Source organism: Acidihalobacter yilgarnensis (genome assembly GCF_001753245.1).
In the GTDB taxonomy this organism is placed as follows: Bacteria; Pseudomonadota; Gammaproteobacteria; order DSM-5130; family Acidihalobacteraceae; genus Acidihalobacter; species Acidihalobacter yilgarnensis.
In genome coordinates this window covers 1,601,123-1,620,104 of sequence record NZ_CP017415.1, presented here as the reverse complement: position 1 = coordinate 1,620,104, position 18,982 = coordinate 1,601,123, and the positions used below count along the sequence as shown (strand labels likewise).

The 18,982-nt window shown below is 61.3% G+C and carries 16 protein-coding genes, 1 other RNA gene and 1 pseudogene; 10 read left to right on the top strand and 8 right to left on the bottom strand.

What is annotated here, in order from left to right; all coding sequences use genetic code 11:
• Positions 1 to 11: 11 nt before the first annotated feature.
• Genes BI364_RS18985 through BI364_RS07775 form a run of 3 tightly spaced genes read right to left on the bottom strand, consistent with a single transcriptional unit; the run spans position 12 to position 3,189 of the window.
• Positions 12 to 1,688: an ABC transporter permease gene (locus BI364_RS18985; protein WP_322111777.1), complete on the bottom strand. Its 1,677-nt coding sequence runs from the start codon at positions 1,686 to 1,688 to the stop codon at positions 12 to 14.
• A complete protein-coding gene (locus BI364_RS18610) occupies positions 1,634 to 2,512 on the bottom strand; it encodes an ABC transporter permease (RefSeq protein ID WP_233279595.1) in 879 nt (292 codons plus the stop codon). Before BI364_RS18610 ends, BI364_RS18985 begins: the two co-directional genes overlap by 55 nt.
• A complete protein-coding gene (locus BI364_RS07775) occupies positions 2,506 to 3,189 on the bottom strand; it encodes an ABC transporter ATP-binding protein (protein WP_070078252.1) in 684 nt (227 codons plus the stop codon). The genes BI364_RS18610 and BI364_RS07775 overlap by 7 nt, the downstream gene beginning before the upstream one ends.
• On the opposite strand from BI364_RS07775, the gene BI364_RS07770 reads away from it, so the two are divergent.
• Positions 3,188 to 3,811: an arylesterase gene (locus BI364_RS07770; protein WP_070078251.1), complete on the top strand. Its 624-nt coding sequence runs from the start codon at positions 3,188 to 3,190 to the stop codon at positions 3,809 to 3,811. The genes BI364_RS07775 and BI364_RS07770 overlap by 2 nt on opposite strands.
• Positions 3,812 to 3,895: 84 nt before the next feature.
• Positions 3,896 to 5,080, top strand: a complete 1,185-nt coding sequence (locus tag BI364_RS07765) for an MFS transporter (RefSeq protein WP_070078250.1) — start codon at positions 3,896 to 3,898, stop codon at positions 5,078 to 5,080.
• A 19-nt stretch (positions 5,081 to 5,099) separates the two neighbouring features.
• Here the strand turns inward: BI364_RS07765 and BI364_RS07760 are convergent, their stop codons facing one another.
• The 3 genes from BI364_RS07760 to purL are packed head-to-tail and all read right to left on the bottom strand — an operon-like array spanning position 5,100 to position 10,357.
• Complete coding sequence (locus BI364_RS07760) at positions 5,100 to 5,789, bottom strand: HAD family hydrolase (RefSeq protein WP_070078249.1); 690 nt, start codon at positions 5,787 to 5,789, stop codon at positions 5,100 to 5,102.
• 15 nt (positions 5,790 to 5,804) lie between these two features.
• Positions 5,805 to 6,401: a hypothetical protein gene (locus BI364_RS07755; RefSeq protein ID WP_070078248.1), complete on the bottom strand. Its 597-nt coding sequence runs from the start codon at positions 6,399 to 6,401 to the stop codon at positions 5,805 to 5,807.
• Between the two features lie 59 nt (positions 6,402 to 6,460).
• Entirely contained in the window at positions 6,461 to 10,357 is a 3,897-nt protein-coding gene (gene purL, locus BI364_RS07750) for a phosphoribosylformylglycinamidine synthase (RefSeq protein WP_070078247.1), read from the bottom strand.
• 123 nt (positions 10,358 to 10,480) lie between these two features.
• Between purL and ssrA the strand changes: the two genes are divergently transcribed.
• The 3 genes from ssrA to BI364_RS07730 all read left to right on the top strand — a co-directional run bounded on the left by ssrA (position 10,481) and on the right by BI364_RS07730 (position 11,939).
• Positions 10,481 to 10,843, top strand: a transfer-messenger RNA (tmRNA) gene (gene ssrA / locus BI364_RS07745).
• Between the two features lie 479 nt (positions 10,844 to 11,322).
• Positions 11,323 to 11,598, top strand: a complete 276-nt coding sequence (locus tag BI364_RS07735) for a type II toxin-antitoxin system Phd/YefM family antitoxin (RefSeq protein ID WP_070078245.1) — start codon at positions 11,323 to 11,325, stop codon at positions 11,596 to 11,598.
• Positions 11,598 to 11,939 carry a type II toxin-antitoxin system RelE/ParE family toxin gene (locus tag BI364_RS07730; RefSeq protein ID WP_070078244.1) on the top strand — a complete coding sequence of 114 codons (342 nt, stop codon included), beginning with the start codon at positions 11,598 to 11,600 and terminating at the stop codon, positions 11,937 to 11,939. Before BI364_RS07735 ends, BI364_RS07730 begins: the two co-directional genes overlap by 1 nt.
• Positions 11,940 to 12,277: 338 nt before the next feature.
• Here BI364_RS07730 and BI364_RS07725 read toward each other — a convergent pair whose 3' ends face one another.
• Positions 12,278 to 13,174 (bottom strand): tetratricopeptide repeat protein, encoded by an 897-nt coding sequence (locus BI364_RS07725; RefSeq protein ID WP_083251239.1) that lies wholly within the window; start codon positions 13,172 to 13,174, stop codon positions 12,278 to 12,280.
• A 616-nt stretch (positions 13,175 to 13,790) separates the two neighbouring features.
• On the opposite strand from BI364_RS07725, the pseudogene BI364_RS07720 reads away from it, so the two are divergent.
• The 5 genes and pseudogenes from BI364_RS07720 to BI364_RS17340 form a co-directional block, all read left to right on the top strand.
• Positions 13,791 to 14,063: pseudogene (locus tag BI364_RS07720) on the top strand (transposase); the annotation flags it as partial.
• 341 nt (positions 14,064 to 14,404) lie between these two features.
• The gene (locus BI364_RS07715) at positions 14,405 to 14,665 is read left to right on the top strand and encodes a helix-turn-helix transcriptional regulator (RefSeq protein ID WP_070078241.1); all 261 of its coding nucleotides are present in this window, start codon (positions 14,405 to 14,407) and stop codon (positions 14,663 to 14,665) included.
• Positions 14,655 to 15,950: a type II toxin-antitoxin system HipA family toxin gene (locus BI364_RS07710; RefSeq protein ID WP_070078240.1), complete on the top strand. Its 1,296-nt coding sequence runs from the start codon at positions 14,655 to 14,657 to the stop codon at positions 15,948 to 15,950. The genes BI364_RS07715 and BI364_RS07710 overlap by 11 nt, the downstream gene beginning before the upstream one ends.
• Before the next feature lie 427 nt (positions 15,951 to 16,377).
• Positions 16,378 to 17,250 carry a glutathione-dependent disulfide-bond oxidoreductase gene (yghU, locus tag BI364_RS07705; RefSeq protein ID WP_070078239.1) on the top strand — a complete coding sequence of 291 codons (873 nt, stop codon included), beginning with the start codon at positions 16,378 to 16,380 and terminating at the stop codon, positions 17,248 to 17,250.
• Positions 17,251 to 17,576: 326 nt separating this feature from the next.
• Entirely contained in the window at positions 17,577 to 17,783 is a 207-nt protein-coding gene (locus BI364_RS17340; protein ID WP_083251238.1) for a DUF3079 domain-containing protein, read from the top strand.
• A gap of 49 nt (positions 17,784 to 17,832) precedes the next feature.
• Here the strand turns inward: BI364_RS17340 and BI364_RS07695 are convergent, their stop codons facing one another.
• The gene (locus BI364_RS07695) at positions 17,833 to 18,969 is read right to left on the bottom strand and encodes a hypothetical protein (protein ID WP_070078237.1); all 1,137 of its coding nucleotides are present in this window, start codon (positions 18,967 to 18,969) and stop codon (positions 17,833 to 17,835) included.
• Positions 18,970 to 18,982 lie beyond the last annotated feature (13 nt).

The window sequence follows — 18,982 nt, the reverse complement described above, 5'->3', positions numbered from 1 at the left end:
TGCACTGATATTCAATCTGGCGACTGCAGCACCACCAGTGGCGGCACGCGCACGGCGGCGCGCGTCCCCCACAGACCCACCGCCAACACCAGCAACGTACCGCTGGCGACTCCGACCAACCATAACCGTGGATCTGGCGAGTAGTCGAGATTAAAGATATGGACGGCCAGTACGTATCCCAACAGGCTGGCCGAGGCGCTGGCAATCACGCCCGCCAGTATACCCAGTGCAGCGAACTCGGCGGCCAGCGCAAGGCGCAGCTGGCGACGCGAAGCACCCAGTGTGCGCAATACGGCCAGTTCGCGCCGTCGTGCCGCCTGTGCCGCATCGATAGCGGCGTAAAGCACGATCAGCCCGGCCACCAACGAAAAGGCAAACACATACTCAACCGCACGGACGCCACGTTCGATGATAGAACGCACCTGCGCCAGCAGGCGGTCGACATCGAACAGGGTAACCCCCGGATAAGCCCGCACCAGCGCAGGCAGGAAGGCCGCATGACCCGGCGGCAGATAGAAACTCGTGATCCAATTCACAGGGAGACCATCGAGCATGCCGGGCACGGCCACCACGAAGAAATTCGGCCTGAAACTGTCCCAGCGCACGTTGCGCAGGCTCTCCACCTTGCCGGAAAATGCCTGACCCGCCGTTTCGAAACCCAATCGATCTCCCAGATGAATACCAAGGGTCCGCGCGATCCCCTGATCCACCGAAAATCCGCGCGGTGTTTCGCTCGCCCACCAGTGCCCTGCCACCAGCTGGTTACCCTTCTGCAAGTGACTGGCCCACGATAGATTGAACTCGCGGCGCACCAAACGACGCGCCTGACCATCGGCGTAATCACGCGCGCGCACCGGCTTCCCGTTGATCGAAACGAGCCGCCCCCGAACCATGGGGTAGAAGTCCGGCGCGGGCAACCCATGCGCCGCAAAGAGTGCGCGTACGCCGTCACGCTGTGCGGTCTGGATATTGATCGCAAACTGGTTCGGCGTATCCGCCGGCAGGCTTCGCCGCCAGGCATCGAGCAAATCACCGCGCACGAAGGCAAGCAGCAGCAGCGTCGACAGACCCAGACCCACCGCCGCGAGCTGCACCGCGCCCAAGGGACCGCGCCGCCCGAGGTTACGCAGCCCAAAACGCCAGCCGAAACGTGTGCCGCCAGGATGCCAGCGCGCAAGTCCCAGCATCAATCCACGCGCGACGGTCCACAGCACCACCACGGTCACCAATCCACCGCCGATCACCCACAGCGACAATTGCGAATCACCCGTCTGCCAGCGCAGCAACCCGCCCATCGCCGCCAAGGCCGCGGTTGCGGTCAGCCACGCGGAGGCCGGCATCGAACTCAACTCGCGCCGCAACACGCGTAGCGGCGGCACACGCCCAACCTGCAGCACCGGCACCAGGCCGAAGCCCAGCAACAACACCAATCCACTGATCAGTCCGACACCGAAGGGCCCCCAGCCAGGTAATGGCAGGCGCGTGGCGAACCAGCCAGCGAGCAATGCCGACAATCCCCATTGCGCCAGTGCGCCGAGCGCAAGCCCAAGCAAACTCCCGAACAATCCGACAACCAGTAACCGCCAGATCGCCAGACGCAACACCATCGAACCGCTCGCCCCCAGACAGCGCATCAACGCGCTCTGGTCCGACTCCCGACGTGCAAAGCTCGCCGCGGCAACGGCGATTGCACCACCGCCAAGCAGTGCCGCAGCCAGCGCCGCCAGAGACAGAAAGCGCTGCGCACGATCCAGCGCCACGCGCAGCGTGGGCCGACCACTCCGCACGTCTTCGACCTGCATACCGACCGGCGCGTGTGTAACCAGCCAACGGCGCATGGCATCAATCCCCCCGAGGGACCTGCCAGCATCAGGTCGTGACGCACGCGACTTTGCGGGGTCACCAGGCCAGTGGCGGCCACATCGGACAGCGACATGATCAGGCGCGGGGCGAAATCGAACAATCCTGCACCCGTACCCGGTGCCTCGCGCACGACCGCAGCGATACGTAAATGCGCATTGCCGAGCTGGAGGCGCTCACCCACCGCGAGTCCCAGACGTTCAAGCGCCTCTCGACTCAACCAGACGGTGCCCGTATGCGGCGGGCCATGGACCGTGCGCTCCGTGCCGAACGGCGTATCCGACAGCTTGGCTTCGCCCAGCAGTGGATAACCCTTGCCAAGCGCCCGAACCATGACCAGAACGGTGTGTTCCCCGCTGAGTACCACGCTGGGAAAACCCAGCGCATCGACGCCCTGCAAATTGAGGCTACGCGCCCGCGCGCGTACCGCACCGGGTATCGCATCCGCTGAATCGAGCACCAAATCCGCTCCCAACAGGCCGCTGGCCTGGTCGCTCATCGCGCGCGAAACGCGGTCGGTGAATACGCCGACCGCGGTGATCGCGCCGACCGCCACGATCAGCGCGAACACAATCACGCGCAGCGCCCCCGCACGCAGGTCCCGGCGCAGCGCGCGCCAGACCAGACGCGGCGGCAGCAACCCGCTCAGCACGGCGCCAGACGTCCGGCCTGCAGCCGGTAGCGCCGCGCGCAGCGTGCGGCAAGGACCGCGTCGTGAGTGACCAAGACCAGCGCCGTTGCCTGTTCGGCATTGAGGGTAAACAGCAGGTCGATCACCTGCGTGCCGCTAGCCTCGTCTAGATTACCGGTCGGTTCGTCGGCGAACAGTACGGCCGGACGGGTCACGAAGGCCCGCGCAATGGCCACGCGCTGTTGTTCGCCGCCCGACAACTGATGCGGATAATGTGCTGCCCGCGCGGCCAAGCCGACGCGCTCAAGCACCAGCAAGGCCGGCCCGCGCGCCGGACGGTCAAGCAGCTCCAGCGGCAACATCACATTCTCCAGTGCCGTGAGCCCCGGCAACAACTGGAAAGACTGGAATACAAAGCCAACCCGGCCCGCGCGGGCACGGGCACGCCCGTCCTCATCCAGCGGCCCCAGAGCTTCTCCGGCGAGAAAGACATCACCCGCACTCGGCGCATCCAATCCGGCGAGCAACCCCAACAAGGTCGACTTGCCGGAACCGGAGGCGCCGATGATCGCCACCGACTCACCCGCCTCGACACGCAGATCCACGCCATCGAGTATGCTCAACACCCCGTCCGGTCCGTGAATCGATTTGGACAGACCGACCGCGGTCACGGCCGACGCGCTAGAATCCTCCACCATGCGTGCCACCCTCATCCGCTGCCTGTTAATCGTCTTGCTCGCCACCGGCCCCGCCGCTGCAGCGGCCAAGGCACCCATCATCCTGATCCTCGGCGACAGCCTGAGCGCCGCTCACGGCATACCGGTCGATGCCGGTTGGGTCCACCTGCTGGCGGCGCGGTTGTTCCAGGAAGGCTATCCCGATCGCGTCGTCAACGCCAGCATCGGCGGCGATACCACGGCGGGCGGCCTGGCCCGATTACCCGCCGAGCTGGCACGCTACCACCCATCATTGGTCGTCATCGAACTCGGCGGCAACGACGGTCTTCGCGGCACACCCATCGCGACCTTCCGCGCGCAACTCGAACAACTGGTTGCGACTGCACAGCGCGGCGGTGCGCGCGTGCTCCTGCTCGGTGTGCGCATGCCACCCAATTATGGCCCGGCCTATACCCAGATGTTCCATCGAGTCTATGAGGCCGTGGCCCGACAAACACACACACCGTTGGTACCGTTCCTGCTCAAAGGCGTGGCTACCGACCCGGCGCTGATGCAGGCCGACGGCATCCACCCGACCGCCGCTGCCCAGCCGCAACTGCTCGATAACGTCTGGCCGTCACTGCGGCCCCTGCTCCGACGATAAACCGCACAGCCACCGTGGCTGACAGCCTCCCGGCAATCTGCGAAAATAGATAGCTCCCTAATTTTCAACCTGCAAGGAATTTCGATGAGCGCATCCGAACTGGCCAGCGACCGCGTCCAAGTCGACGCCGACCGCCCGCTGTATAATCGTTTGGGCGGACTGGGCTGGCTCCACTTTCTCAACGACGGCGCCGCCAATTATCTGCCCGGCGTGCTCCCTGCCGTCCTGCTCAATCTACATCTCCACGTCGGCCTGGCCGGCACGGTCATGGCCGCCCTGCTCATCGGCCAGGCGCTCCAGGCCTTCACCGGCTGGATCGCGGATCGCTTCGGCGGACGTATGTTCATCGTCATGGGCGTTCTCGGCTCGAATCTCGCCGGCGCGATGATCGGTTTCGCGCCCAATCTGTGGGTGCTGATTCCGGTGCTCATCGTCATCGGCATTTCCAATTCACTGTTCCACCCGCAAGCGCTCGCCGGCGCGCGCGCGCTGAGTCGCGGCCGACAGGGCTTCGGCCTCGCGCTGTTTCTGGTCGGCGGTGAAGTCGGTCGCGGTCTATGGCCGCTATTCGCCAGCCTGGTGGTCGCCGGCTGGGGCCTGCATTACCTCTGGCTGCTAGCACTCCCGGCACTATTCAGCGTGCCGTTGCTATGGAACACGCTGCCCGTACAGCCGCCGCGCCACCCCAACGCCACCCCCATCGCTTGGCGCCGCCACCTGGGACCGCTCTCCGCCCTAGTCGGCTTCTCTAGCCTGCGCGCGCTGATGATCTTCGGCATCGTCACCTATCTGCCAATCCTGTGGCACGACCGCGGCCACTCGCTGGTCGACTCCTCCGCGTTGATCAGCGTGCTGCTGGTAGTCGGCATCATCGGCAATGTCGGCGGCGGGCAACTCTCCGACCTGTTCGGTCGCAAGCGCGTGGTGTTTACCGCCATCCTCGCCTCGACGCTGCTGCTGGCTCTGTTCATGTACGTAACCGGACTGGCGCAGTGGCTGTTGCTGGGCCTGCTCGGCATCGCCCTGTTCGCCACCCTGCCGATCAGCATCGTGATCGGCCAGGACATCTTCCCCGAGAACCGCTCCATGGGCTCGGGCATCGCGCTGGGCGTGTCCAACGGACTCGGCGCTGCAGCGTTGATGCTGCTGGGCCTGGTCGCCAGTCACGCCGGCCTGATCGAGGTGCTGTGGGTGCTCGTCGGTGTGGGGGTGATAGCTTGTGTCTTCAGCCTAATGCTGCCCAATACCGGCGGTCCGGTCCGCCATTGAGCCAAGCGCGCGCTGGGCTTTAAGCCCAGTGCGTGAGCAATCCGGCGATCTCGCCGACGTGGCGAACTGCCGCGTCGGGACGCGGATCGCCAGCCGGCCAGGGCGCCCCGGTGGGATTGACCCATACTGTGCGCATGCCCTGCGCCCGCGCGCCCTGTACATCTGCATAGGGATTATCGCCAACGTGCAGACATGCCGACGCGGGAACACCAGCGGCCTGCAGCGCCTGCCTGAAGATGCCGGGCGAAGGTTTGGCGCTACCCGCCTCGGCCGCCGTGATCACGAAATCGAAGTAGTGTCCGACACCGATATGATGCACGTCGGCATTGCCGTTAGTGATCGCACCGACGCGATAATGCGTACGCAGCCCCTCTAGCAATCCGACCGCCTCCTGGTAGAGTTCGACCTCGTTGCGCGCCAGCCAGAACACGCGAAATCCCTCGTCCACCCAATCGGTCGGGTGCCCGTACTCGGTCGATAGCGCCGTCAGCCATTGCCTGCGTAGCCGCGTGAGGTCGTACTGCAGTTCCGGGAAGCGTTGGAAGTAAGCGACCCGGTGACGCACCAACGCGTCGAGGTCGTAATGCTCGGCCAGCGCCGGACAGCAACGGACCAGCCAATCGTGAAACCGCGCCTCGGCGGCTACGATCACCGACTCGCAATCCCAAAGCGTGTCGTCGAGATCGAAGGTGATGCAACGGATCGTCATCGTCCCACGGCCATGCTAATGGCGGGCACCGTTGGCCACGCTGTTGAAGTACTCCAGCGCCTTCTGAATCGCGAACATCGGTGCATCATCCACGCTGCTCGGGTCGCTCTCCGGCGCGATGTCGCCATAGAATTTGCGGAAGGCCAACACGTGCAACGGCAGTTCCTTGACGAACAGCTCGTTTTGATCAACGAAGAATTGTCCGAGTGCGACCACCCCGGCCGCACGCTGCTCCGGCGTCAGCTCGGCCGATGCTGCGATCTCCACCTTCGGCATTTCGCCTGCGGCGCCGGTGACGCGATAGGTCAACACCGATTCACTGGATAGCGACTCGTCCAGCGCGAAGCCTGGCCGCAGGCTCAGATGACCCTTGGCGCGAATGTGATCGATCGGCTGAAAGACCTTGCTGGACATATTAATGCCCCACAATTCCAGATCCTCGCGCAACGAATGTCCGGCTTCGCTGCCGGCCAGCGCATGCAAGGTCTGGGCATAGGCCATATCCCATATCCAGACCTGACCGTATTCCGGCAGTACGTCGCCCTCGGCACGCAGGCCGGCGCGGGTGTCATCGGGAAAACCGGGCGCGAAACGCACACTGATCTCAAGCATCGGGCACCTCCGGTGCGCATCTCAAACAGAGCATTCTACCACCCGAGCACGGGCGGCTCTTAGCCGACCCATACCCGTGCATTGCGAAACAGTCGCATCCAAGGCGAATCCTCGCCCCATTCCGACGGACACCAAGAGTATTGCACGCTACGGAAGGTACGCTCCGGGTGCGGCATCATGATGCTGAAACGCCCGTCCACCGAGCACAGGCCGGTCACGCCCAGGGACGAGCCGTTGGGGTTCTCGGGATACCGTTCGGTCGGATGGCCGTGATGATCCACGAAGCGCAGCGTCACCAGACCGGCGCGCGCCACCGCGGCCTCGGTGTTATCGACAAAATGCGCACGTCCTTCAGCATGCGAGACCACAACGGGCATCATAGCGCCCTGCATGTCCGCAAACAGGATCGAAGGCGAAGGCATGACCTCAACCAGACTCAGGCGCCCCTCGAACTGCTCGGAGACATTGCGCTCGAAGCGCGGCCAGTGATCGGCGCCGGGAATCAGCGATTTGAGCTGCGACATCATCTGGCAGCCATTGCACAGACCGATCCCAAAGGTATCCTCGCGGTTGAAGAAGGCCTCGAAGGCATCCCGCGCGCTCGGGTTGAACAGGATCGACTTGGCCCAGCCGCCACCGGCACCGAGCACGTCGCCATAGGAAAAGCCGCCGCCAGCCGCAAGTCCGCGGAAATCGGACAGATCGACGCGACCCTCGAGGATGTCGCTCATATGGACATCTACCGCTTCGAAGCCCGCACGGTGGAAGCTCGCGGCCAGCTCGATCTGGCCATTCACCCCCTGCTCACGCAGGATGGCCACGCGCGGACGGGCACCCCGTGCAATAAACGGCGCAGCCACGTCATCGGCCGGGTCGAAGCCCAAGCGCGCAAACAAACCCGGATCATCGGGTGCCCCCAGACTCGCGAATTCCTGCTCCGCGCAATCCGGATTGTCGCGCAGGGCTTGCATGCGGTAACTCGTCTCGCCCCACAGGCGATGCAGCGCGACACGCGTCTCGCAATAGAGTTCGCGGCCCCCTGCACGAATGCGGACCATATCGTCTGCGCCGGGCGCGCCGATTACCCGCGCGTGATGCCCAAGACCATGCTGCTCCAAGGTCATCAGCACTTCGTCCACGTCGGTATGACGCACCTGGATCACCGCTCCCAATTCCTCGCTGAACAGGCTCGCCAGTGGCTCGCGCACGTCGCCGAAGTCGATGTCCAGCCCACAGCGACCAGCGAAGGCCATCTCGCACAGCGTCGCCAGCAAGCCACCGTCGGAGCGATCGTGATAAGCCAACAGGCGGCCGTCGCGGTTGAGCCCTTGGATGGCCTCGAAGAAGCCACGTAGGGTCTCCGGCGCGTCGAGATCGGGCGCCTGATGACCAAGCTGGCCGTAGACCTGCAGCAGCGCCGACCCTCCCAGACGGTCATGCCCCTTGCCGAGATCCACGAGCACGAGGTCGGTATCGCCCGCATCACGCCGCAATTGCGGCGTCAGGGTGCGGCGCACGTCCTCGACCGGCGCGAAGGCGGATACGACCAACGACAGCGGTGCAGTGACCGCGCGGGTCTCTCCATCTGCCTGCCAAACCGTCTTCATCGACATGGAATCCTTGCCCACCGGAATCGCGATCCCCAGCGCTGGGCACAACACCTCACCCACCGCGCGCACCGTCTCATACAGCGCAACATCCTCGCCGGGGTGTCCGGCCGCCGCCATCCAGTTCGCCGACAAGCGCACATCGCCCAGACGTGCCACGGCCGATGCCGCCAAATTCGTCAACGCCTCGCCGATCGCCATGCGGCCGGAGGCCGCCGGGCTCAACAGCGCCAGCGGTGGGCGCTCGCCGATCGCCATTGCCTCGCCGGTATAACCGTAGAAATCACTCAGGGTGACACCGACGTCGGCCACCGGCACCTGCCAGGGACCGACCATCTGATCGCGCGCCACCAGTCCGCCAACCGTGCGGTCGCCGATGGTGATCAAAAAGCCCTTGCCAGCCACCGTGGGCAGGCGCAGCACGCGGCGCACCGCTTCCGCAACCTCGATCCCGTCCAGTTCAGGCACCGCATGTGCGACCGGCGCGCGACGTACCTCGCGCAGCATCTTCGGCGGCTTGCCCAGCAGCACCTCCATCGGCATGTCGACCGCGGTCTCCTCCAGCAGCGCATCGCCGACCACCAGGCGCTGCTCAGCCGTCGCCTCGCCGATCACCGCATAGGGGCAACGCTCGCGGTCGCACAACGCGGTAAAGACATCCAGGCGTTCGCTGTCGATGGCGAGCACGTAGCGCTCCTGCGCCTCGTTGCACCAGATCGCCAGCGGCGACATGCCCGGCTCATCGTTGGGAATCGCGCGCAGCTCGAAGCGCCCGCCCCGGCCGGCATCGTTCATCAGCTCCGGCACCGCATTGGACAGGCCACCGGCGCCGACATCGTGAATCGACAACACCGGGCTGTCGGCACCCATCGCCGCACAACGGTCGATCACCTCCTGACAGCGGCGCTCCATCTCCGGGTTGCTGCGCTGTACCGAGGCGAAGTCCAGTAGCTCGTCACTGGAACCGGTGGTCATGCTCGAAGCCGCACCGCCGCCCAGGCCGATCTGCATTGCCGGCCCACCCAGCACCACCACCTGCGCACCAGGGGGAATCGGTTGCTTGTCCACCTGGTCGGCACGTATCGCACCGACGCCCCCGGCCAGCATGATCGGCTTGTGATAGCCGCGCACCTCGCGGCCCTGCGGGCCGACGACGCTCTGCTCATAGGTGCGGAAGTAGCCCACGATGCCGGGGCGTCCGAATTCATTGTTGAACGAGGCGCCGCCGATCGGCCCCTCAAGCATGATGTCGAGCGCCGACACGATCCGCGCAGGCTTGCCGTAATCAAATTCCCAGGGTTGCTCGAAGCCAGGAATCCGTAGATTCGAGACCGTAAAACCCGTCAATCCCGCCTTGGGACGCGCACCGCGCCCGGTCGCACCCTCATCGCGAATTTCTCCGCCCGCGCCGGTGGCCGCGCCCGGAAACGGTGAAATTGCCGTGGGATGATTATGCGTCTCCACCTTGATGCACACGTGCATCGGCTCGCGGCAGGAGACGTAGCGCGTACCGCCCGCCTCCGGCGCAAAGCGCACCACATCGTCCGGACCGGCAAATACCGCGGAGTTGTCATGGTAGGCCGAGAGAATGCCCTCCGGGGCATGGCGGTAAGTGTTTCGGATCATCTCGAACAGACTCTTGTTCTGAGGCTGTCCGTCGATGATCCAACTGGCATTGAATATCTTGTGACGACAATGCTCCGAATTCGCCTGCGCGAACATCATCAGCTCCGCATCCGTCGGATTGCGCTCAAGTGCGACGTAGTTTTCCGCCAGATATTCGATTTCGTCGTCGGATAGGGCCAGCCCCAGCGCGGCATTGGCCGTGCGCAACGCCGCCAGCGGCTGTTCGCCCAGCTCGACATGCCCCAGCGGCGCCGGTCGTGACGCGCTGAACAAAGCCAGAGCCTCATCGGAAGACTCAAGCACCGTCTCGGTCATGCGGTCATGGAGCGCCTCACGCAAGGCTTTAAGCGCCGGCTCGTCTAGCTGTTTCGACAACGTCAGTCGATAGGCCACGCCTCGCTCCACCCGCTCCACGATCTCCAAACCACTGTGATGCAAGATGTCGGTGGCCTTACTCGCCCAGGGAGAAATCGTGCCCGGCCGCGGCGTCACCAGCCACTCCACCACTTCACCCGCCTGCGAAGTCGCCGGCGCCACGCGAGGCGCCTCCAGCACGTCCATCAACCGCTCGTGCTGCGGCTCGTCCAGCGCGCGCACAGGAAACACGAAATAGACGAAGTGAGCGGAGATATCGTCAACCGCCGGAGCGACGGCACGCAGCCGCGCCAACAAGCGTGAACGACGAAACTCGGACAACGCACCATGGCCCTGAACCAACAACATAACGATCAACCCGGACTGCCAAAGAGGGCGCAATCATAAAGGAATCGCCCCGCCCACGCATGTACGAGACCTGCCCTTTCTGCCTATTCACGGGCCATTCTGGTATACTAAAGTCGTTCCATCGGGGGCGACTTGGATTCGACGTGGGTCGCGAAACCGGAGGTGCATGCCGAGGATGTAGCTGCCCTCGTAAATCTCGCTGCAAATTTATAGTTGCCAACGACGACAACTACGCACTCGCCGCTTAAAACCCGGTAGGGGTGCCGTCTGACTGGGGCCGTGCTTGTGCGCTCAGACCCAGGCGTCGACTCTCACAAGATCGCGACGACGCTCTCCCGGGGCCGACTCGTTAAAACCTACTGGGATCGCCGACTGTTTTCCCTGCCCGTCGGGTAGCAGGCGGTTAAACTCAAAGACTGGGATAAGCATGTAGAGCCAAAGGCAGAGGACTTGCGGACGCGGGTTCGATTCCCGCCGCCTCCACCAATAACACATTGAAAACATGGAAGTTTTCAATCTCGCGGCACAGTTTTTACGGAAACAGCCCCGGTTTCGACCAGATTCCGGGGCGCTCCACCGGCCTAAAATTGCAACCTTCAGAGCTACCCGTTGCCTCCTGCAACAAGCAGAGCAATGATGCTGAGAAAGACTACCAGCACCCATACGGCACCCTGGCTCACCTCCGCATCCATGCGCATCTTCAAGGGGTTTCTTTCTGACCCAACCTGGAAGCTGTAGCCACAGTAAGTGCAGGCCATCATCGGCTTGTTGGCGCCAGCCCGGCGGAACGGCAGACCCGCCGAGCCTAGTAGGACATCCCCTTTAAACCCCTTGGCTGCCCTGTCAGGGCGAACGCCCAATGGTGGTACTTCGCGCACTCACGCTCCTTAGCATCCGATCCAGATGTCTTGCCATGAGACTATAAAAAGACCATATTAAGTTCTTATCAAGTTTGGAGCACGACCATGCGCTACTCATCACAAGTCAAGCCCATCAGCTATCTCAAAGCCAACGCCGCCGAGGTTCTGGCGCACCTCGCTGAGCAGCGTGAGCCCATGGTCATCACCCAAAACGGTGAGGCCAAGGCTGTCCTGCAGGACGTCGCCTCGTTCGAAGAGACGCAAGAAACGCTGGCCTTGCTAAAAATCCTTGCGCTGGGCAATCAAGATGTGGCCGCTGGCAAGGTCAAGCCTGTGGCTGACGTCGTTGCCCGCCTCCGCGCCAAGCGAGCCTCAATCTGATGAAAGGCGCACCTGCCAAGTTCGAAGTTCTGCTCACCGAAGGTGCGGAGCAGGACTTGGAAGCCATCCACGACTACATCTCAGAATTCGACTGCGTGGCCAACGCCAACCATGTGTTGGATGAGTTGATGGACGTTGTGGAGAGCCTGTCGAAATTCCCGGAACGCGGCAGCTTCCCGAAAGAACTGGTTGGCCTTGGAATCAAAGAATACCGCCAGACCTCCTTCAAGCCTTACCGCGCGATTTACCGTGTCACAGGCAGCCAAGTCATCATCTACCTGATTGCTGATGGACGGCGTGATATGCAATCGGGGCTGGCTCGCCGCCTGCTCGGTGCGTGACTCACAGCAACCCGCGCCAGCACTCATCAGCTCGGGAGGCCAGTCGGCACATGGTCAACCGTCCGCCACCAATTTTAGATCCAACATTGTCCGATATAATCCTCAAGCCCGCATTCCAGCGGGATTTTTTATTGGCTGTTAGTCCGATCACATCCCATGTCATCCTTTGACATCTGGGAGCAACATCTGGGCCATGTCACACTATGTAATGGTGAGTTGGCCCCATACCCCTATCGGCCACCCATATTCGCAACGCAAAACCCGGACGGATTCTACCCCGTTAATGCGGACGCTCAGAGCGACAAAAGAGTCATGGGGTGTCAAGAACTGGCGGCTATTCACGGACCTAAATTGTCATGGTAAGAATCAAGAGCCATCTGCGCGATTTTATCGCCCTGTTTGGCGGCTTTCTTGTACCAAAAGATGCCCTTGGTTTTGTCCTTCGACATACCTAAGCTACCGTAATAGTAAGCCTCTCCGAGTTGCTGCTGCGCACCAACTTCGCCATGCTCAGCGGCCTTCTTGAGCCAGTAGTCGGCTTTGGCGTAATTTATCGGCACCCCCCAGCCGCCGTACTGGTAGGCGGTCACTAGCCTATTCAGCGCTTTGTCATACCCTTGCTCCGCAGCTTTCTTGTACCAGTAGTAGGCCTTGGCGTTGTTTTTCGGCACACCCCAGCCGTGAAGATAATCTTCGCCGAGACCGTACTGAGCTTTCGCATAGCCCTGCTCAGCAGCCTTCCCATTCCAATAGGCGGTCTTGGCCTTGTCCTCCGGCACGCCTTTGCCCCACCGGTAGGCACGTCCAAGCTGGTACTGCGCATCATCATCACCCTGCTGAGCAGCTTTCTTGAGCCCATGAATTGCCTTCTTATACCAATAGGCAGACTTGGCTTCATCCTTCGACACACCAAAACCGCCTGCGTAACTCGCTCCTAGATAGAACTGCGCATCGTGATTGCCCTGATTGGCAGATTTTCTAAACCAATACATGGCTTTTCGGAAAAGATAGACAGGTTGCACGTCATTTTTCAGCACACCTGATCTTCTAATCTCCTCTGCTCTATTAACGTATTCCGTCGCAAGTTTTTCCTGCGCAGCCGCGTTTCCATGCTCAGCTTTTGCTTTAAGCCCTGCGAAATCATTGGCGCCCGCGATGGCTACATTTGTAATCGCAAGCCAGAAAAGGCCCATCAAAACAATTAGAGGCTTATTTTTGTTACGTGGAAATGACATTCCACCTCCAGAAGTTATTACCTGTTATTAAGACGCTAAAATTGGTTGTTGATCGACATCGCCAGAAAACCAAGAGTAGTGACCTATTCGCTCGCTGCTGTCGAACTACTCACTACCTTGTGGACAAAACCGACCCATGTGTTCACCGCGCATGACTGTAATACATAAACGAGGGCACTGCCGCATAGGGTCACTGGGAAACTTGAGCGGCCATCATATATCGATGGATGACTAATCCAGAATCGTAAAACACGTCTGCGCCAGGAACGTCTACTGTGAATGCGGTAAAATCAGGACACCGCACACCAAGCTCGGCTGCCAGACTCCGCTGAAGAGCGGCTGAAAGGTAGCACCTTGTTAGGAGCCAATACGTTTACAGAAACCAATAACAATATCACGCATCTCTTGCTTTTAAATTTGCACGTCTTCATCCGTATAAGTCTGGGATATTTATGAAACTAAGAATTTTGGACTCTATGTGAAATAGAGTGGATATCTGAATTTCAGTTTTCCACACAAAAAGAAAATCATGCTGATAAAGTTTCCCGTATTTCGATAGCCTCTGGCCCGTCTTTTTGCTAGAGCCTGTTCACACTAATATTGATATAATGGCTGCATGGAAATTACCGCGCCGCAATACAAAACCATCGAGCCACTGTTGCCCATTCCGCGCGGCAACGTAAAAATATCGAATTTACAGTCGCTTAACGCCATCCTGCACGTGGCCGAGCAGAGCTGCAAGTGGCGCGGCCTACCCCAGCGGTTTGGACGCTGGCACAGCATTTATATGCGCGCGAATCGCTGGGCGAAACAAGGCGTTCTGGATCGGGTATTTTTGGCGTTGCAGAAAAAGGATGTGATCAATATTCAAGTCGATCAGGCATCCCTTCCATTTTGGGCTCCTTCCGAATGAGTTGGCAGGAGTCCATGAAAGCGCTGTTCCGCGCGCAAGCCAAGCGATATGTTGCACCGATCTATTCGCCGCACTTTTTGCGGAGATTGATACCGCTATTCTCCTTAAAGAAAAGGCCTTGGCGCGGTTCTGAAAGCTGCGCCACATTGGGTAAAAATGGGCGTAAACTTGGAAGCGAGACGGACAAATATTTCCCGAACGGGAAGTTATCAGACAATTTACGGCCCATCCCTTAAAAACATTCCCGATCGGGAAACATCGCTTGCCCATAGGCCATTTGTGCCTGATAATTTCCCGAACGGGAAACTGAACAAGCCATGACATCCATTCGATCACCTCAACAACTCGGCGATGCACTGCGTGCCGCTCGCAAGCAGCTCGGGCTGACACAGCCTCAGTTGGCATTGGCGGCAGGGGTTGGTGTGCGCTTCATTGTCGACCTTGAAGCAGGCAAGCCTACCTTGCGACTGGAAAACGTACTCCGGGTCATTGATGCCTTGGGTGGTGAGATCCAGTTGAGCGGATTGCCCGCCGTTGCAACCGAAGATCGAAGTGAGGGCTCCGACCATGATGCATGAGCTGGAAGTCTGGCTTTTTGCCGAGCGTGTCGGCACGTTGGCGCTGATCGATGGCCGACTGAACTTTCGGTACGCACCCGGCTGTCTGTCACACAAAGAAGCTGTTGCCTTGTCCGCCTCGCTGCCCCTGCAAGCGGAGCCGTTCGACGATCGTAAAACGCGTCCCTTCTTTGCCGGTCTTTTACCCGAAGGGCAGATGCGCCGCCTGATTGCGCAGCAGTTCCAGGTTTCTGGCCAGAACGACTTTGCGCTGCTGGATCACATCGGTGGCGAATGCGCCGGGGCCGTCACCTTCTTGGAGCCCGGACAGACTTTGCCTGTACCGACCCGCAGCGATGACGTTCAATGGCTGAGCGACGAGGAAGTCGTTGCCATCCTGGATGAGTTGCCGCGTCGCCCCATGTTGGCGGGCAAAGACGGCTTGCGGCTTTCATTGGCTGGTGCTCAAGACAAACTACCGGTGGTGTTTGATGGTGCCCGCATTGGTCTGCCCCTCAATGGCACGCCGAGCTCACACATCTTGAAATCCCCCATTCACGCCGTTGAAGACAGCGTGATCAACGAGGGATTTTGCATGGCGCTGGCTGAGGCCATGCAGTTCAAGCCAGCGAAATCAAAAGTTCACCAGGTATTGAGCCGGTCCTTTCTACTGGTTGAGCGTTACGACCGACTGATCGATGCGCAGGGGCACCGACAACGCCTTCATCAAGAGGATTTCTGCCAAGCGCTATGTGTGGTGCCAGAAATGAAACACCAAAATGAAGGAGGGCCGGATCTGGCCCAGTGCTTTGACCTGGTACGCAGTGCGACGCGCCCCAGCGCACCGCAGGTTCTGCGGCTGTTCGACTGCGTGATCTTTAATGCCCTGATCGGCAATCACGATGCGCACGCCAAGAATTTCTCTCTGCTGTACTCAGGCAAGGCCCCCGTTCTGGCGCCGTTTTACGACACGCTGTCGACGGCGGTGTATCCAACATTGACGCCGAAGATGGCGATGAAAATCGGCAGCAAGTACAAATTCAGCGAAGTCCAGGCGCGGCACTGGGAGCAGTTCGCCGTAGGCGTAGGCTTTACCAAGGCGCAAGCCAAACGGCGCATTCTGGAATTGGCAAAGTTACTGCCAGCGACGGCGCGCAAGCTCCAATCTGACCCCGGACACTGTTTTGCTGGCAATGCCGTGGTTGAGCAACTCAATACCTTGATTGAACAACGCTGCGCCCTGACGATTCGGAGGCTCACCGATCCCGCCGCCGAAAATGACATAGCCGCTGAACCCTCTGTCTGAAGCACCATGCGGACGCGGGTTCGATTCCGTGTTTGGGAATTGAACTAGCCCCGGAAGGCAGACGAGTTTGATGCCCGTCCCCGGCGACCACACTGGCCGGAAAATCTGCTTGCAGGTCTACAATTCGGCAGATTTTTCGATTGAGTTCGCAATGGTTCGCAGCGGCCCACAGCGCTTCGATTGCGTACTTTCAATAGTCGTTTGGTGCGGGGTGCTGCCCCACCACCAAACAACAAAAGGCCACCCTAAATGATGGGGCAAATGCGTGCGATCTCGGTTCATGTACGATGATGGGGAAGTGCGCCGGCGGCGTGCCGGCGAGCCACACACGGAACCCGTGGCAACGGTCCTGGTCTGAAGGCGATATACGGACGCGCCAACACGCCTGCGGTTGCGCATGTCATTCCCTAACGAGGTTTCCCCAATCATGGCCGATGCAAACCCCTATACCCCGCCGAAGGTCTGGACCTGGGATCGCGAAAATGGTGGGCAGTTTGCCAGCATCAACCGGCCGGTGGCCGGCGCGACGCACGAAAAAACGTTGCCGATCGGCAAGCACCCGCTGCAGCTCTACTCCCTGGGCACGCCCAACGGCGTCAAGGTGACCCTCATGCTGGAGGAGCTGCTCGCACTCGGTCATGCGGGCGCGGAATACGACGCCTGGCTGATCGACATCATGAAGGGCGAGCAGTTCTCCAGCGGTTTCGTCGAGGTCAACCCGAACTCGAAGATCCCGGTGATGCTCGACCGGAGCACCGAACCGCCGACGCGCGTATTCGAGTCGGGTGCGATTCTGCTTTATCTCGCCGAGAAATTCGGGGCCTTTCTCCCGACCGATCATCACAAACGCACCGAGACCCTGAGCTGGCTGTTCTGGCACATGGGCACCACGGCCGATCTCGGCGGCGGTTTTGGCCATTTTTACGCCTACGCGCCGGAGAAGTGGCAATACCCGATCGACCGCTATGCGATGGAGGTCAAGCGCCAGCTCGACGTCCTCGACCGCAACCTGTCGTCACGCGAGTTCATCGCGGGCGACGAGTACACGATTGCCGACATGGGCATCTTCCCGTGGTACGGCGAACTGGTGAAAGGCCGGCAGTACGATGCCGGCGAATTCCTCTCGGTGCACGAATACCCCCACGTTATCCGCTGGGCGGACACGCTGTTGGCCCGCGAACCCGTGCGACGCGGACGCATGGTCAACCGCACTCGTGGCGAACCCTCGGAGCAGCTCCGAGAACGCCATGACGCCAGCGACTTCGACACCCGAACCGAGGACAAACTGAGGAGCGAGTAACGCCGCCAGTCACGATAATCGCTTTGAAGCCAGCCCCCCGAGCGCGGGGCGTATTTTGAAGCCTACGCCGCGTCCACGCTGACCGCGCTCGATACCTTTACGCGCACGCGGAATCGAGCATCCGCTCCTGCGCGCGCTTTGATCGGCCAGGAAACGTAAACCCGCGCTCCAGCGGGCTTTTTTCATTGCTTACGCACCCATCGCCGACCACCTGCTCGTAAACCGCTCGCTTACCCAGATTGACTTCAATCAAGACGCTGGAGCCGAAATTCCTCGAAAATCGCGATACGTGGGCATGCACCCACAGACTCACAAGGTAGCGCGTTATGACAAAGAGATTCCCCTTGAACCCCAAGCATCCGGAGCGAATCTGCTGGGGGTGCGACCAGTATTGCCCGGCTGATTCCCTGATCTGCGGCAATGGGACTGATCGTACTCAGCATCCGGCTGAACTGTTCGGCGACGACTGGTACGAATGGGGTCTGGTGCCGATGGAGCACGCCCGGACCGTAACCGGGCGCGTACCCGACTAAACGGCTCAAACTGACGCACTGCGCGCATCATCCATGACCCAGGCGCCGGTCAGACGATTTCCTGATCGACGAAGCGGCCGAGACGGCGCAAGGCCGGGAGCAGGGTTTCGTCGGCGTAGACGCAGCCGGTTGTGCCCGGATCGAGCTGTTCGGCCTTGTCGGCAACCTCAGGGAGATGCCCACCGCCCACCTCAAGCACCGATAACAAGCGGTCGTAGCCGGCCGGCCAGGCGCGCACGTCGCCGAAACGCTGACGCAGCGCCTTGAGGATGGCCATGCCGGCATAATCCAGATCGCCCCAGAACCAAAGCGGATCGCCGTCCGGCTGCCCACCAAACCACCAGTCCTCGAAGCGCCCTCGCCGGCCGGCGTCATCGGCACCGTGGTAGTGCAAGCTCACGCCGTCGCGCGTGCGTATGCGCTCCGCGCTGCCGCGAAACCCGGCGCCATAGACCCGATCCAGCCGGGCCAGCGCCTCTGACTGGCCCGATAACGCCTGGATATAGGTATCCTGGTTTTCGATGAACAGAACGCCCGCGCGTTCGCCAACGAGGTGGACGTGGGCAAGCACCGGCCTCGGCGCGATCAAGTGCGTGGGAAAGAGCTGTTTCAGTAATCCTGCTCGCGCGTCGAGCAACTTGGAATGGCCCCAAAAGCATCGGGCGCTCAATTGGCGCAGCGTGAGGCCATCGTGCAACGGTTCTCCGATGCGCGCGAAGGCACTGACGACCTCCGCGGGCGATTTACCCGCCACTTTGACCGGACGTGACGCCAATGCATCGCCTCGATCGGCGAAGGCATCGGCATGCGCAGCCACGGCTATGGCCCAAGCCTCCCGGTAACGCGGCTGCGCGGGACGCGACAACCATGCGCGAAGCATCGCCTCGCCGCCCTCGATCAGCCTGAGCGAAGCGCCGACATATTCGGCCTCGTAGGGTCCGCGCCGCCGCTTCGGCAAAATATCGCAGACTCGTCCTTCGAGGTCGCGACGCATCAGTGCCCAGGTGCGGTCTGCGGCTTGGTCGTGACGGTACAATCGGGGAGCACGCTTGCGGTCAAGCCGCAGGCTCGGCGGGCGCACCCGCACTTCGGCATCGGTCCGATCGAGCCAATCCAGCAAGGTGCCCAGAAAGCCCAGCACCTCCGGCTCGTCATCCAGCCAGGGCGGCCGCGGCGGCGCGCTCATGCCACTGGCGCCA

Coding starts and splice junctions, on each gene's coding strand:
- BI364_RS07770 (WP_070078251.1), top strand. CDS start 3,188: ATGCGTGCCACCCTCATCCGCTGCCTGTTAATCGTCTTGCTCGCCACC.
- BI364_RS07775 (WP_070078252.1), bottom strand. CDS start 3,189: ATGGTGGAGGATTCTAGCGCGTCGGCCGTGACCGCGGTCGGTCTGTCC.
- BI364_RS07765 (WP_070078250.1), top strand. CDS start 3,896: ATGAGCGCATCCGAACTGGCCAGCGACCGCGTCCAAGTCGACGCCGAC.
- BI364_RS07760 (WP_070078249.1), bottom strand. CDS start 5,789: ATGACGATCCGTTGCATCACCTTCGATCTCGACGACACGCTTTGGGAT.
- BI364_RS07755 (WP_070078248.1), bottom strand. CDS start 6,401: ATGCTTGAGATCAGTGTGCGTTTCGCGCCCGGTTTTCCCGATGACACC.
- purL (WP_070078247.1), bottom strand. CDS start 10,357: ATGTTGTTGGTTCAGGGCCATGGTGCGTTGTCCGAGTTTCGTCGTTCA.
- BI364_RS07735 (WP_070078245.1), top strand. CDS start 11,323: ATGCGCTACTCATCACAAGTCAAGCCCATCAGCTATCTCAAAGCCAAC.
- BI364_RS07730 (WP_070078244.1), top strand. CDS start 11,598: ATGAAAGGCGCACCTGCCAAGTTCGAAGTTCTGCTCACCGAAGGTGCG.
- BI364_RS07725 (WP_083251239.1), bottom strand. CDS start 13,174: ATGTCATTTCCACGTAACAAAAATAAGCCTCTAATTGTTTTGATGGGC.
- BI364_RS07715 (WP_070078241.1), top strand. CDS start 14,405: ATGACATCCATTCGATCACCTCAACAACTCGGCGATGCACTGCGTGCC.
- BI364_RS07710 (WP_070078240.1), top strand. CDS start 14,655: ATGATGCATGAGCTGGAAGTCTGGCTTTTTGCCGAGCGTGTCGGCACG.
- yghU (WP_070078239.1), top strand. CDS start 16,378: ATGGCCGATGCAAACCCCTATACCCCGCCGAAGGTCTGGACCTGGGAT.
- BI364_RS17340 (WP_083251238.1), top strand. CDS start 17,577: ATGACAAAGAGATTCCCCTTGAACCCCAAGCATCCGGAGCGAATCTGC.
- BI364_RS07695 (WP_070078237.1), bottom strand. CDS start 18,969: ATGAGCGCGCCGCCGCGGCCGCCCTGGCTGGATGACGAGCCGGAGGTG.